Source organism: Pararhodobacter sp., assembly GCF_036802785.1.
Classification (GTDB): domain Bacteria; phylum Pseudomonadota; class Alphaproteobacteria; order Rhodobacterales; family Rhodobacteraceae; genus Pararhodobacter.
In genome coordinates this window covers 1-13,532 of the sequence record NZ_DAIRVN010000055.1, presented here as the reverse complement: position 1 = coordinate 13,532, position 13,532 = coordinate 1, and the positions used below count along the sequence as shown (strand labels likewise).

The 13,532-nt window shown below is 65.4% G+C and carries 11 protein-coding genes; 6 read left to right on the top strand and 5 right to left on the bottom strand.

The annotated features are described in order from the left end of the window. Positions 1-16 precede the first annotated feature (16 nt). On the top strand, positions 17-1,177 hold the full coding sequence (locus tag V7Q53_RS16560) for a type III PLP-dependent enzyme (protein WP_333829805.1): 1,161 nt from the start codon (positions 17-19) through the stop codon (positions 1,175-1,177). A gap of 129 nt (positions 1,178-1,306) precedes the next feature. Beyond that, positions 1,307-3,604 carry a xanthine dehydrogenase family protein molybdopterin-binding subunit gene (locus V7Q53_RS16555; protein ID WP_333829804.1) on the top strand — a complete coding sequence of 766 codons (2,298 nt, stop codon included), beginning with the start codon at positions 1,307-1,309 and terminating at the stop codon, positions 3,602-3,604. Between the two features lie 96 nt (positions 3,605-3,700). Here the strand turns inward: V7Q53_RS16555 and V7Q53_RS16550 are convergent, their stop codons facing one another. The 3 genes from V7Q53_RS16550 to V7Q53_RS16540 all read right to left on the bottom strand — a co-directional run bounded on the left by V7Q53_RS16550 (position 3,701) and on the right by V7Q53_RS16540 (position 7,703). Next, on the bottom strand, positions 3,701-5,308 hold the full coding sequence (locus V7Q53_RS16550) for a peptide chain release factor 3 (RefSeq protein ID WP_333829803.1): 1,608 nt from the start codon (positions 5,306-5,308) through the stop codon (positions 3,701-3,703). Between the two features lie 15 nt (positions 5,309-5,323). Next, positions 5,324-6,703: a hypothetical protein gene (locus V7Q53_RS16545; RefSeq protein WP_333829802.1), complete on the bottom strand. Its 1,380-nt coding sequence runs from the start codon at positions 6,701-6,703 to the stop codon at positions 5,324-5,326. Between the two features lie 103 nt (positions 6,704-6,806). Then, positions 6,807-7,703 (bottom strand): sensor domain-containing diguanylate cyclase, encoded by an 897-nt coding sequence (locus V7Q53_RS16540; protein WP_333829800.1) that lies wholly within the window; start codon positions 7,701-7,703, stop codon positions 6,807-6,809. Positions 7,704-8,033: 330 nt separating this feature from the next. Between V7Q53_RS16540 and V7Q53_RS16535 the strand changes: the two genes are divergently transcribed. Beyond that, positions 8,034-9,656 (top strand): DEAD/DEAH box helicase, encoded by a 1,623-nt coding sequence (locus tag V7Q53_RS16535; protein ID WP_333829799.1) that lies wholly within the window; start codon positions 8,034-8,036, stop codon positions 9,654-9,656. 68 nt (positions 9,657-9,724) lie between these two features. On the opposite strand, the gene V7Q53_RS16530 is transcribed toward V7Q53_RS16535, so the two are convergent. Further along, positions 9,725-10,945, bottom strand: coding sequence for an MFS transporter (locus V7Q53_RS16530; protein WP_333829797.1), 1,221 nt, complete (start codon positions 10,943-10,945; stop codon positions 9,725-9,727). Positions 10,946-11,034: 89 nt separating this feature from the next. Continuing rightward, positions 11,035-11,964 (bottom strand): ACP S-malonyltransferase, encoded by a 930-nt coding sequence (gene fabD, locus V7Q53_RS16525; protein WP_333829796.1) that lies wholly within the window; start codon positions 11,962-11,964, stop codon positions 11,035-11,037. Positions 11,965-12,194: 230 nt separating this feature from the next. Here fabD and rpsF point away from each other — a divergent pair, with 230 nt between their 5' ends. The 3 genes from rpsF to rplI are packed head-to-tail and all read left to right on the top strand — an operon-like array spanning position 12,195 to position 13,425. Next, on the top strand, positions 12,195-12,578 hold the full coding sequence (gene rpsF, locus V7Q53_RS16520; protein WP_333829795.1) for a 30S ribosomal protein S6: 384 nt from the start codon (positions 12,195-12,197) through the stop codon (positions 12,576-12,578). A gap of 27 nt (positions 12,579-12,605) precedes the next feature. Beyond that, complete coding sequence (rpsR, locus tag V7Q53_RS16515; protein WP_333829794.1) at positions 12,606-12,833, top strand: 30S ribosomal protein S18; 228 nt, start codon at positions 12,606-12,608, stop codon at positions 12,831-12,833. Between the two features lie 10 nt (positions 12,834-12,843). Then, the gene (rplI, locus tag V7Q53_RS16510; RefSeq protein WP_333829793.1) at positions 12,844-13,425 is read left to right on the top strand and encodes a 50S ribosomal protein L9; all 582 of its coding nucleotides are present in this window, start codon (positions 12,844-12,846) and stop codon (positions 13,423-13,425) included. Positions 13,426-13,532: the final 107 nt, after the last annotated feature.

Here is a 13,532-nt window from a genome sequence, read left to right as displayed (position 1 = left end):
GGTGAAAGGTGCGCCAATGGGAATCTCTGAGACAATCTGGGCCGACCCCGTCGAATTTCTGCGTGTCGTGGGTCCGAATGACCCGGTTCTGTTTCTGTCTCCGGCAGTGCTGCAGGCGCAGGCGCGCCGCTTTCTGGCCGGTTTCCCCGGTCTGGTGACATTCGCCGTAAAAGCCAACCCCGAAGAGGCCGTGGTGGTCAATCTGGCTGCTGCCGGTATCATGGCGTTTGACGTGGCCTCCCCCGAAGAGATCGCGCTGATCCGGCGGCTGGTTCCGGGCGGGGTGCTGCATTACAACAACCCGGTGCGCGCGCGCCATGAGATCGAATTCGCGGTGCAACATGATGTGGCCTCGTACTCTGTCGATTCGCTCAGCGAGCTGGACAAGCTTTTTGCCGGCGTCCCCAACCGCCGCAGCAACGGCGCGCCGGTCGAGATTACCGCGCGCTTCAAGCTGCCGGTGGCCGGTGCCGCCTATGATTTCGGTGCCAAATTCGGCGCCACCGAAGAGCGCGCCGCCGAGATCCTCAAGCGCATCGCCGCGCGCGGCTACACCCCGTCGCTGACCTTCCACCCCGGCACCCAATGCGCCGATCCCGCCGCGTGGGAGGCCTATATCCGCGCCGCCGGGCGTATCGCTGATGCCGCCGGGGTCATGCCTGCGCGGCTGAACGTCGGCGGCGGCTTCCCCTCGCACCGGGTTCATGCCGAAACACCCTCGCTGGATGCGATCTTCCGGCTGATCGGGCGCGTCACCGAAGAGGTGTTCGGCACCGATGCCCCCGCCCTGATCTGCGAGCCCGGGCGCGGCATGGTGGGTGACAGCTTCGCGCTGATCGCCCGCGTCAAGGCCGTGCGCGATGACCAGCATGTGTTTCTCAATGACGGGGTTTACGGCACACTGGCCGAACTGCCGCTCATGGGGATGATGGACCGGATCAGCGTCTTCTCGCCCGAAGGCACCCGCCGCACCGGCGAGGGCCAGCGCCGCGTGATCTTTGGCCCCACATGCGACAGCGTTGACCGCCTGCCCGGCGAAACCCTGCTTCCCGCCGATATGGAAGAGGGTGATTTCCTGCTGGTACAGGGGATGGGCGCTTATTCGGTCGTCACCAACACCCGTTTCAACGGCTTCGGGGCGCTGGCTGTTCATCTGGTGCTGAATCTGGAGGGGTAACAGCCCCTCCTCCCTGCCCCTCATTCCTGCACCCTTCCCTATGGCGGGCAGCCCCTCTGCCCGCCGCGACGGCCCTTGCCCCTGCCGGGGAGGCCGTTATCCTCTGTCGGTGGAACAGGGGAAGTAACCATGCGCGCATTCGGCACATCACAGGGCGGCAAACGCCGTGAGGATATCCGCTTTCTGACGGGCGAAGGCCGCTACATGGCCGATCTCTTGCCCGAGGGCGCGCTGCATGCGGCCTTTCTGCGCGCCCCCGTCGCACATGGCCGCATCACCGCGCTGGACCTTGACGATGCGCGCGCCCTGCCCGGCGTGTGCGGCATCTGGACCGGCGATGACCTGATGGCCGCCGGGGTGGATGGCGCGCTCTGGGCGGTCATCGCGCGCGATCCGCGCGGCCGCAGCGGTGCCGCCCCTGCGCGCCCCATCCTGTCAGACGGCGTGATGCGCCATATGGGTGAGCCCGTTGCGCTGGTGGTGGCGACCACCCGTGCCGCCGCACTGGACGCCATCGAGGCAATCGCCCTCGACTATGACGAACTGCCGACCCATCTGGCGCTGGCCCCGGGCGGCAGCGCGATCCACGCGCAAGCCCCCGACAATCTGGCCTTCGACTGGATGCTGGGTGACACCGCAACCCTTGATGCCGCCTTCGCCCGCGCCGCCCATGTCACCCGCCTGCCGGTGCGCCAGAACCGCCTGATGGCCGCCAGCCTTGAGCCCCGCGCCGCCCTCGCCGAATGGGACGGCAAGCGCCTCCATCTGGCCTTCAACGGGCAGGGCGTGTGGAACATGAAGCGCGAACTGGCGCGGATGCTGGGCCTTGCCCCCGGGGATGTGCGCGTCACCACCCCCGATGTGGGCGGCGGCTTTGGCATGAAGGCGATGGGCTATCCCGAATATTTCGCCATCGCGCAGGCCGCCCGCGAACTCGGCGCGCCGGTCGCCTGGATCTCTGACCGGGCCGAGGCGATGCTTTCCGACAATGGCGCGCGCGATCTGACCAGCGAGGCCGAGATGGCCTTTGACGCCGGTCACCGGATCATCGGCTACCGGGTCTTCACGCGCTCCAACCTCGGGGCCTATAACTCGCAATTCGCGCAGAATATCCAGTCCGAGCTGTTCTCAAAGGTCTTCACCGGGGTCTATGACATTCCCGCAGCACTCCTGCATGTGCAGGGCATCTACACCAACACCACGCCGGTTGACGCCTATCGCGGCGCCGGGCGGCCCGAGGCGATCACCCTGATCGAGCGGGTGATGGACATGGCCGCGCGTGAGTTGGGCCTTTCACCCTTTGATCTGCGCAGGCGCAACTTCATCGCGCCCGATCAGTTCCCTTATCCCACCGCCGCGGGCATGGCCTATGATGTGGGCGATTTCGCGCAGGTTCTGGCGCGGGCCGAGGCGGCAGGCGATGTCGCCGGGTTCGAAGCCCGGCGCACGGAGAGTGCCGCGCGTGGCAGGCTGCGCGGGCTGGGGCTGAGCTGTTATATTGAATCGATCCTGGGCGAGGATTCCGAGGGCGCCGCGGTCGAATTTCAGCCCGATGGCGCGGTAAACCTCTATGTCGGCACCCAGTCCAACGGTCAGGGCCATGAAACCGTCTATGCCCGGTATCTGGCCGATCTGACCGGGCTGGACGCCGACAGCATCACCATCGTGCAGGGCGACAGCGACCGCATCGCGCGCGGCGGCGGCACCGGGGGTTCACGCTCGGTCACGGTGCAGACGCTGGCCACCCATGGCACGGTGGTGCAGATGGTGGCGGCTTTCGCGGAATTTCTGGAGCAGGCCCTTGGCGCGGGCCCTTTCACCTTTGACGACGGCATCTTTCAGGCTCCTGCCACCAACCACCGTCTCACCCTGACCGAAGCTGTTGAACTGGCCCGCGCACAGGGGCGCGACGACCTGACGCGCCATGAAAAACGCAGCCAGCTTCCCGGCCGCTCCTTCCCCAACGGCGCGCATCTGTGCGAGGTCGAGATCGACCCGGAGACCGGCGCGCTGGAACTCGCGCGCTATCTGGCCTTCGACGATTTCGGCAACCTGCTGCACCCGGCGCTGGTGCAGGGGCAGGTCCATGGCGGCGTGGCGCAGGGCTATGGGCAGGCGGTGCGCGAAGAGGCGCTGTTTGACGATCAGGGCCAGTTGCTCACCGGCAGCTTCATGGATTACGCCATGCCCCGCGCCACGGATCTGCCGATGTTCGGCTTTGAAAGCGTGCCCACCCCCTCGCCCAACAACCCGATGGGCATGAAGGGCTGCGGCGAGGCCGGGACCGTGGGCGCCATCGCCGCCATAACGAACGCGGCCCTTGATGCCCTCTGGCCCGCAGGCGTGCGGCAGGTGGAGATGCCGCTGACCCCGGTGCGCATCTGGGGCTGGCTTCAGGACGCCGCAAAAAACCCGCCCACCCCCTGAGCGCAGGCCGCGCTTTCATCTTGCCGGAAATACGCTGGGGGGTGAATTGGCCGCAGGCCAAGAGGGGGGCAACGCCCCCTTCCCCACCCAAAGGGCTCAGACCATCATTTCCTTGGTCGCGGTCAGCTGCACATCCGGATAATCGCGGATCGCGCGGTCGATATCCCACTGCAGCCGCGTGAGGTACACCATATCGCCGTCATGATCGGTGGCGATATGCGCCTTGTTGGCGGCCACGAAGGCCTCGACCTTGGCCTTGGCCCCCACCACCCACCGCGCCGAGGTGAATTGCGAGGCCTCGAACCGCACCGGCAGGCCGTATTCCAGCTCGATCCGGCTGGCCAGCACCTCGAACTGCAGCGCCCCCACCACACCGACGATGAAGCCCGAACCAAAGGTCGGCTTGAACACCTTGGCCGCGCCCTCTTCGGCGAACTGGGTCAGCGCCTTTTCCAGATGTTTGGCCTTCATCGGATCGCCCGCGCGGCAGGTGCGCAAGAGTTCCGGCGCAAAGGACGGGATGCCGGTAAACCTGAGCGCCTCGCCCTCGGTCAGCGTGTCGCCGATGCGCAACTGGCCGTGGTTGGGAATGCCGATGATATCGCCCGCCCATGCCTCTTCCGTCAGTTCGCGGTCCGATGCCAGAAACAGCACCGGGTTGGAAATCGCCATAGGCTTGCCCGCCCGCACATGCGTCAGCTTCATCCCGCGCAGAAAATGCCCCGAGGCGAGGCGCAGAAACGCCACCCGGTCGCGGTGTTTGGGGTCCATATTGGCCTGCACCTTGAAGACAAAACCGGTCACGGTTTCCTCCTCAGGGCCGACCGGGCGCTTGTCGGTGGGCAGCATCTGCGGCGGGGGCCCGTATTCGGCCATGCCGCGCATCAGCTCCTGCACCCCGAAGGAGTTGATCGCCGAGCCAAACCAGATCGGCGTCATCGAGCCGTTCAGCACCGCCTCACGGTCAAAAACCGGCAGCAGGCCGCGCGCCATATCCAGCTCTTCGCGTAGCTTTTCCAGCAGCTCGGCAGGGACATGCTCCGCCAGTCGGGGGTCATCGAGCCCTTCGATCCGGATGCTTTCCGCCACGCGGTTACGGTCGGCGCGGTCCATCAGTTCCAGCCGGTCGTGCAGCAGGTCATAGCAGCCCAGAAACTCGCGCCCCTGACCGATGGGCCAGCTGGCGGGCGTCACGTCGATGGCGAGGTTTTCCTGAATCTCGTCGATGATCTCGAAAGTGTCGCGCGCCTCACGGTCCATCTTGTTGCAGAATGTCAGGATCGGCAGGTCGCGCAGCCGGCACACCTCGAACAGTTTGCGCGTCTGGCTTTCCACCCCCTTGGCCCCGTCGATCACCATGATCGCGGCGTCAACGGCGGTCAGGGTGCGATAGGTGTCTTCCGAGAAGTCGCTGTGGCCCGGTGTATCGACCAGATTGAAGCGGTGCCCGTCAAAATCGAATGACATGGCCGAGGCCGAGACCGAAATCCCGCGGTCCTTCTCCATCTGCATGAAATCTGATCGTGTGCGCCGCGCCTCGCCCTTGGCGCGCACCTGCCCCGCCATCTGGATCGCGCCCCCGAACAGCAGGAATTTTTCGGTCAGCGTCGTCTTGCCCGCATCGGGGTGCGAGATGATGGCGAAGGTCCGGCGCCGCGCGATCTCGGGCGGCAGGGAGGGGCGGTTTTTGGGCGTGTCCAGCATGATGCGGCGTATAGGTCAGCGCCCGCCGCCGGGCAAGGGCCGAGATGGCGCCGTATCACGCCGCCCCTCACGCCGCCCCGTCACCAACCGGGCCACCGCCCAAAGCATCAGCCAGCCATAAAGCCACAACAGCGGATGGAGCGTGTAGCGCATGCGCTCCTGCTCGCTGCCGTTGGCGGCATGGGCAAGGCCGAAGAACAGCACGAAAAACACCACCATCACCGCCAGAAACCGCCGCTCCAGCGCGTCGCGGCTGTAGGTCAGGCGCAGCAGCAGAAAGCCCAGCAGCGCCAGATTGAACGCCAGCGTGCTCAGCCGCGTGGCCACCGCCACCGGGCGCAGGTTTCCCTGCGCATCGCGCACCTCGGTATCGCGCAGGATACCGGGGTAGTTTTCCCAGTTCAGCGGGTCAAAGATATAGTCGCTGGGCCGCATCGACAGCGCGCTCAGAATCTGGCGCAGCCGGTCGGTGCCATAGGTCAGCGGTTGCGCGATGATACGCTCCACCGCCCTACCCCGGCATTCATCGGAAAAGGCGATGATGCGCGGATCGTTCAGCGCGGTGCCCAGATGCACGCCCGTCAGCCCGTGGCTTTCGATGAAATCACCAAATCCGCAGCCCTCCACGCCCCCGGGTGCAACCTGCGCCAGGTTGAGGCCCATCCAGCTTCCCGCACCGAAAAAGCCGAACATCGCCTGATTCTTGACCGAAGGGGCCAGCGACAAGGCCAGCACCACCAACGCCACGCCATATCCCGCCGCCCCGGCCCATCCGCGCGGGCGCGCCGCCAGCAGCACGCTGCCCAGCACCAGCGCCACGAACAGCGGGTGAAACAAGGTCCATGTCCAGGACAGCAGCACCAGCGCGCCGCCCAGCAGCGCCAGCGCCCAGAGGCGGCGCTGCGTCAGCCATTCCAGCAGCGCCCATGCGAACAGGGTGAACAGGAACGCCGTCAGATGCGGGTAGAAAAGATAGTTCTCATAATAGATCGCTGCCGGGCTCAGGCAGAAACCCAGCGCGATCAACGCACTGCCGGCTGCATGGCCGGTCAGCCGCAAAGCGATATGCGCCAGCAGCAGGAACAGCACCATCGTCAGCAGCATATGCAGAAAATGCACGGCGCTCACCACACAGGCCATCTGCGCCCCGCAAGCGACCGAGGCCAGACCGAGGGTCGCATTCCACAGCGGCGGCTGCGACTGCAGGTTCAGCAGGGTGCCCGTCAGATCGGCGTGAAGATCGGCCAGATCAAGATGCTGCCAATGCCCGGTCAGAAACGCAGGGTCAGGCGCAATGCCCAGCCACAGGCCGACAAACGCGCGATGCGCGACGATGGCCAGCAGGCAGGCCAGAACCAGGGGGTGTGAAAGCCGGGTGGCGGGGGGCATGGTCATCGCCAGACATTCGGCCAGCGGCGGGCGCTCTGTCAACGGCCCAGAAGGGCGCGCGGAAAGATCCGGCCAGCGGCGATGTGGTCAGAATTGAAAGAGGCGCCAGTCAGTTCAGCAGCGGCGCAGCGCTGGTCTCGGTCGCAACACAGACCGAGTTGCGGCCTTCATCCTTGGCACGGTAAAGCTGCGCATCTGCGGTGGTGACCCAGGCATCGGCACTGACCGTCAGATCGGTCAGATCGGCCACACCAAAGCTCGCGCTGATGCGGATATCCTCATAGCCCGGAATAACCGCCAGTTCGATGGCGCGGCGGATACGCTCGGAAACTTCGGCAGCATCCTCGCCGTCGGCATTGGCCAGAATCACGCCGAACTCCTCGCCGCCCAGACGGCCAAAGCAATCCTCGGTGCGCAACTCGCGCATGACCAGCCGCGCAACGGTGTGCAGCACAGCATCGCCGGCGGTATGGCCCCAGGTGTCATTGATGGATTTGAAGTGATCCAGATCGAAGATCGCCAGCGCATTCTTGCTGCCGGTGCGCTGACGCGCAGCAAAGGTCTTGCGCAGCGTATCCATGAAGGCGCGCCGGGTCATGGCGTTGGTCAGCATGTCGCGGCTGGCCTCGGACCACAGCACCACCTGCTCTACGACCAGCCGGGCGAAACCCTCCAGCAGCATGCAGTCGCGGTCAGTAAACTCGCGCAGTTCGGTATCCAGCACACGCAGCGCGCCGATCACCTCACCCCCGTCAGACAGCGGGATCTCCAGAAACGAGCGATAGGCCCCGCCCTCCGCTTCGCAGGGCGCGCCATGCAGTGTGACCGAGACCGCAGGGACGTTGAACACGGCCTTGATCAGATCGGTAACTGCCGCAAATTGTGCCGGTGAGGGCATCGCTGATACGGAAGGCGTGGGCACCAGAACCTTGAGTTTGGGTGACTTGGGCGCTTTCACGGGTGTCGGAGAAACCGGAAAGCTGTGAATGGCGGCACGCGTGTTCATCAAGGTTACTCGCAATCTACGTAATACATGCCGTGCTTGTGCTGCCCGAATGCGACCGGCATGGGGAAAGGGTGCGGCGAAATCTGGGTTAATTTGGGGTTAACCAAGGCAGCCCGCGCCAATTACGCCGCAATTGCGCCGCAATTCGGCAACGGGAACCTGCGTCGATTGACCCCGGGGCGCTTTTGCGATAGGGCGCTTGCGCAGCCCTTTGCTGCAACGACCGATGACTGACCGTTGACTGATTGTTGACTGACCGATGCCGGGGCGCAGAAATAAAGAGCGTCCCTTGATCTTATTACGGCCCGATGCCGTAACGCATGGACGCTGATGACCAAATTTTCTGACCTGAAGCTGGACCCGAAGGTCCTGAAAGCCATAGCCGAAGCCGGTTATGAAACCCCAACGCCGATCCAGGCGGAGGCCATTCCGCATGCGCTGGAAGGCCGCGACGTGCTGGGCATCGCCCAGACCGGGACGGGTAAAACCGCCTCGTTCACGCTGCCGCTGATCACGCGGCTGGCGCGTGGCCGGGCGCGGGCGCGGATGCCGCGCAGCCTGGTGCTGGCCCCCACCCGCGAGCTTGCGGCGCAGGTGGCCGAGAATTTCGACACCTATGCCAAATACACCAAACTGACCAAGGCCCTGCTGATCGGCGGCGTCTCGTTTGGTGAGCAGGACAAGCTGATCGACCGTGGCGTGGATGTGCTGATCGCCACGCCGGGCCGCCTGCTGGACCATTTCGAGCGCGGCAAGCTGTTGCTGACCGGCGTCGAGGTGATGGTGGTGGATGAAGCCGACCGCATGCTCGATATGGGTTTCATCCCGGATATCGAGCGCATCTTCAACCTGACGCCCTTCACGCGCCAGACGCTCTTTTTCTCAGCCACCATGGCGCCCGAGATCGAGCGCATCACCAACATGTTCCTGTCCAACCCTGCGCGGGTTGAGGTTGAGCGCCTTGCGATCACATCAGAGACCATTGAACAGGCGCTGATCGCCTTCACGCCCTCACGCAAGGACCGCAGCTTTGCCGAAAAGCGCGCCATGCTGCGCGCGCTGATTCAGGCCGAGGGCGACGCCCTCACCAACGCCATCATTTTCTGCAACCGCAAGATTGATGTCGATACGCTGTCCAAATCGCTGAAGAAGCACGGGCTTGATGCCTCGCCCATCCATGGCGATCTGGATCAGTCGGTGCGCACCCGCACGCTGGACGGTTTCCGCGATGGCTCGCTCAAGTTCCTGATCGCCTCGGATGTGGCGGCGCGGGGGCTGGATATTCCGGCGGTCAGCCATGTGTTCAACTTCGACGTGCCCAGCCATGCCGAAGATTATGTTCACCGCATCGGGCGCACCGGGCGCGCGGGGCGCAAGGGCAAGGCCTTTACGCTCAGCACGCCGTCGGACGACAAATATCTCGCCGCCATCGAGCATATGCTGCAACGGCCCCTGCCGCGCGGCACGGCACCGATGGAAACCACCCCGCGCGCCGAGGCTGCCGCTGAACCGCGCACTGAGACGGCGGGTGCAACCGAGAAACCCGCCCGGACACGGACGCGGACCCGGCGCACAGAGAAGCCCGCCGAGAAGGCTGCGGAGAAGCCTGCCGAGGTGCTGGTCGAACAACCCGCGGATACCGTGACCGAAGCGATTGAGGCGGTGCAGGCGGCCCCTGCCGAGGCTCAGCGCCCGGCACCGCGTGAAGAGCGGCGCGATGATCGCCGGGATGAGCGGCACGATGATCGGCGGAGCGAGCGCGGCTCTGAGCGTCAGGAAGACCGGCAGGATGACCGCCGCGACGAACAACGCCGTGATGAGCGCCGCGACGACCGGCGTGATGACCGGCGGGGCGGGCGTGGCCGTGGCAAGGGCCGCGATGATGATGCGCAGGTTGTCGGCATGGGCGACCATGTCCCTGACTTCCTGATGCGGGCGTTCAAACCCGTCTGAACCCTGTTGATCTGAATGAAAAAGGCGGCCTAGGGGCCGCCTTTTTGCGTTTGCCTGTTGCCGCCCGCTCAGTTCTCGCGCGGGCGCAGGGCCAGCCAGATCAGCGCGCCGCCCGCCAGCACCAGAAAGGGCAGCATCGCCAGATTGACCAGCTGCCAGCCGGTCTGCGCATCCGATCCCGAGCAATTCATCAGCTGCCCCGAGCTGAGCGACGCCACCGTCACCCCGCCAAAGACGATCGCATCGTTGATCCCCTGAATGCGGCCGCGCTCAGCGGTGGAATGCGAGCGCGACAGCATCGTGGTGGCGCCGATGAAGCCAAAGTTCCAGCCAATCCCCAGCAGCACCAGCGCGAGGAAGAAATGCTCCAGCTCCACCCCGGTCAGCGCCACCGCCCCGGCAGCGGCCAGAATCGCCAGCCCGGCGGCCACGATCTTTTCCACGCCGAAACGCGCGATCAAATGGCCGGTGAAGAACGACGGCGCATACATCGCCAGCACATGCGCCGTCACCACATCGGCGGCGTTGCCGGTGTTGAAACCGCAACCCACCACCGCCAGCGGCGATGAGGTCATCACCAGATTCATCAGCGCATAGGATACCGTGGCACAGATAATCGCCACGGCGATCACCGGGTCGCGCAGCATCTCACCGCGTGAGCGCCCCATGACGGGCGCGCCGCGCACCGCCTGCACCGGCTTGGGAATATCCAGAAAGGCAAACAGCGTCATACCGCCCAGATTGAGCGCGATCACCGCCAGATAGGTGCCCAGAAACGGCACCACCATGGATTCCGCCGTCACCTTGACCAGTTGCGGGCCGATCACCGCCGACAGCAGACCCCCGGCCATGACCAGCGAAATCGCCTTGGGCTTGAAGCCGTCGCTGGCCGTATCGGTGGCGGCGAAACGGTAGAAACCCTGCCCGGACATATAGACGCCGGTGAAAAGCGAGCCCAGCAGGAACAGCCCGAACGAGCCCTGCATCAGCCCGATCGCCCCGATCACCGCCCCCAGCGCGCCGCCCGATGCGGTGAGCACGAAGCCCGCGCGCCGCCCGTAACGCTGCATGAAAGCCGCCAGCGGCGTGGCCGTCAGCATCGATCCCAGCACGATCAGCGAAATCGGCAGGGTTGCCCAGCAGATGTTTGACGCCAGCGTCTGCCCCGCCAGCCCGCCGATGGTAAAGATCATCGGCATCTGCGCGCCCAGAATGGCCTGCGCGGCAACCAGAACCAGCACATTGCGCTTGGCGCGCGCGTCGGAATGGGGGGGGGCGAGCGTTGTCATGCGTCCTGACTACTGCCAGCCGGGGCGGGAGGGAAGAGGCTTCCTTCACAGGTGAAGCGACAAACCGACACTCCCTGCCTCGCGCGCCGTCAGCCCTTCAGCGCTGCAATATCCTCAGGTGTGCCCACCGCGCGGGTCTCTGCCTCGCGCGCGATCCGCTTGATCATCCCCGACAGCGCCTTGCCCGCGCCGATTTCCCAGAACACGCCCACCCCCTGCGCGGCCATCCAGCCCACCGACTCGCGCCAGCGGACCGAGCCGGTGACCTGCTCAACCAGCAGCGCGCGGATCGTATCGGGGTCTGTGACGGCTTCGGCGCGGACATTGGCCACCAGCGGCACCCTGGGCGCCCGGATGGTGACGGCTGCCAATGCCTCGGCCATGACATCGGCGGCGGGCTGCATCAGCGCGCAGTGGAAAGGCGCTGATACCGGCAGCAGCAGCGCGCGTTTCGCGCCGCGCGCCTTGGCCAGATCAAGCGCCCGCTCAACCGCCGCGCGGTGGCCGGAGACCACCACCTGCGCCGGGTCATTGTCATTCGCGGCCTGACAGACCTCGCCCTGCGCGGCGTCAGCGGCGACCTCGGCAGCCGTGGCGAAATCAAGCCCCAGCAGCGCCGCCATCGCGCCCTGCCCCACCGGCACGGCCTCCTGCATCGCGCGGCCCCGGATGCGCAGCAGGCGCGCGGTATCGGCGACACTCAGCGCCCCGGCGGCGGCCAGCGCGGAATACTCGCCCAGACTGTGGCCCGCCACGAAAGCGGCATCGCTCACACCAAAGCCCTCGGCCTCAAGCGCGCGCATCGCGGCCAGCGAGGTTGCCATCAGCGCGGGCTGGGCATTGGCGGTCAGCGTCAGATCCTCGATCGCGCCTTCCCAGATCAGCGCGGAGAGCTTTTCACCGAGCGCCTCATCGACCTCGTCAAAGACCGCCTGCGCGGCGGGATAGGCCTGGGCCAGAGCGCGGCCCATGCCGATGGTCTGGGCGCCCTGCCCCGGAAAGACGAATGCGCGGCTCATCTGTATCTCCTTGCGGCGTCATGTTGCCTGCCCCATAGCAATCTGTGCAGGCCCGCACAATGGTGGGGCACGGTTGCCCCCTGCTTTGTCCCTTGCGCCACGCGCCAGTTTGGCTATAAGGCCCCATTCCCTGCCGCATACCACGTATCCGGCGCAGTCTCTCGTGGGCGGAGGCGGCAGGGTTGATGCTTCCGCCCTGTGAAATGCGCCCCTAAAGAACTGGAGACCGCATGCCGCTTTATGAGCATGTCATGATCGCGCGTCAGGACTTGTCCTCCGCGCAGGCCGAAGGCCTGATCGAACACTTCTCGACCATTCTTTCGGACAACGGCGGCAGCGTCGTCGGCACCGAATACTGGGGCGTGAAGACCATGGCCTACAAGATCAACAAGAACCGCAAGGGGCATTACGCCTTCCTGCGTACCGATGCGCCTTCGGCCGCGGTGCAGGAAATGGAGCGCCTGGCGCGCCTGCATGACGATGTCATGCGCGTGCTGACCATCAAGGTCGAAGCGCATGAGGACGGCCCTTCGGTGCAGATGCAGAAGCGCGACGAGCGCGGTGACCGCCCTGAGCGCGGCGACCGTCCCGACCGTGACCGCCCGCGTCGCTGATCCAGGCCAGTAAGGAGTTCGACACCCATGGCTACCAAACCGTTTTTCCGCCGCCGCAAGGTTTGCCCTTTCTCGGGCGAAAACGCGCCTGCGATTGATTACAAAGATGTGCGCCTGCTGCAGCGCTACGTCTCCGAGCGTGGCAAGATCGTTCCTGCCCGCATCACCGCCGTCTCGGCGAAGAAGCAGCGCGAACTGGCGCGCGCCATCAAGCGCGCCCGCTTCCTCGCCCTGCTGCCCTACGCCGTGAAGTAAGGAGCACCCCATGCAAGTGATTCTTCTCGAACGCGTTGCCAAGCTGGGCCAGATGGGCGATGTGGTGAACGTCAAGCAAGGCTTCGCCCGCAACTATCTGCTGCCGCAAGGCAAGGCGCTGCGCGCGTCCGACAGCAACCTGAAGGCCTTTGAGGCCCAGAAGGCGCAGCTTGAGGCACGCAACCTTGAAACCCGCAAGGAAGCCGAAGCGCTCGCGGCCAGGCTGGATGGCACGTCCTATGTCGTGATCCGTTCGGCATCGGACGGTGGCGCGCTCTATGGCTCGGTCACCCCGCGCGATATCAGCGATGCCGTTACCGCCAATGGCTTCAGCCTTGAGCGTGGTCAGGTCGTTCTGGACGGCCCGATCAAGTCGCTTGGCCTGCATTCGGTGAATGTGGTTCTGCACCCCGAAGTCACCGCGCGCATCTCGATCAACGTCGCCCGCTCGGCCGAAGAGGCTGAACTGCAGGCTTCGGGCAAGTCGATCCAGGAACTGGCTGCCGAAGAAGAAGCAGCAGCCGATTTCGAAATCGCAGAGCTGTTCGACGATCTGGGCGGCGCGGTCGACGACGAAGATATGGCGGAATAAAGCTGCCCTGCCTGCGGGCAGAGCAGAACCGCAAAGCGCGCGCCCTGCACAAGGGCGCGCGTTTTTTCTTTGCGGCCACCCGCTGCGACACCCCACCCCTTGCCGTT

What these genes read in the sequence shown, in the direction of transcription:
- rplI (WP_333829793.1), top strand. Translation starts at nt 12,844, where the DNA reads ATGCAAGTGATTCTTCTCGAACGCGTTGCCAAGCTGGGCCAGATGGGC.
- V7Q53_RS16540 (WP_333829800.1), bottom strand. Translation starts at nt 7,703, where the DNA reads ATGAACACGCGTGCCGCCATTCACAGCTTTCCGGTTTCTCCGACACCC.
- V7Q53_RS16555 (WP_333829804.1), top strand. Translation starts at nt 1,307, where the DNA reads ATGCGCGCATTCGGCACATCACAGGGCGGCAAACGCCGTGAGGATATC.
- V7Q53_RS16545 (WP_333829802.1), bottom strand. Translation starts at nt 6,703, where the DNA reads ATGACCATGCCCCCCGCCACCCGGCTTTCACACCCCCTGGTTCTGGCC.
- V7Q53_RS16560 (WP_333829805.1), top strand. Translation starts at nt 17, where the DNA reads ATGGGAATCTCTGAGACAATCTGGGCCGACCCCGTCGAATTTCTGCGT.
- rpsF (WP_333829795.1), top strand. Translation starts at nt 12,195, where the DNA reads ATGCCGCTTTATGAGCATGTCATGATCGCGCGTCAGGACTTGTCCTCC.
- fabD (WP_333829796.1), bottom strand. Translation starts at nt 11,964, where the DNA reads ATGAGCCGCGCATTCGTCTTTCCGGGGCAGGGCGCCCAGACCATCGGC.
- V7Q53_RS16550 (WP_333829803.1), bottom strand. Translation starts at nt 5,308, where the DNA reads ATGCTGGACACGCCCAAAAACCGCCCCTCCCTGCCGCCCGAGATCGCG.
- V7Q53_RS16530 (WP_333829797.1), bottom strand. Translation starts at nt 10,945, where the DNA reads ATGACAACGCTCGCCCCCCCCCATTCCGACGCGCGCGCCAAGCGCAAT.
- rpsR (WP_333829794.1), top strand. Translation starts at nt 12,606, where the DNA reads ATGGCTACCAAACCGTTTTTCCGCCGCCGCAAGGTTTGCCCTTTCTCG.
- V7Q53_RS16535 (WP_333829799.1), top strand. Translation starts at nt 8,034, where the DNA reads ATGACCAAATTTTCTGACCTGAAGCTGGACCCGAAGGTCCTGAAAGCC.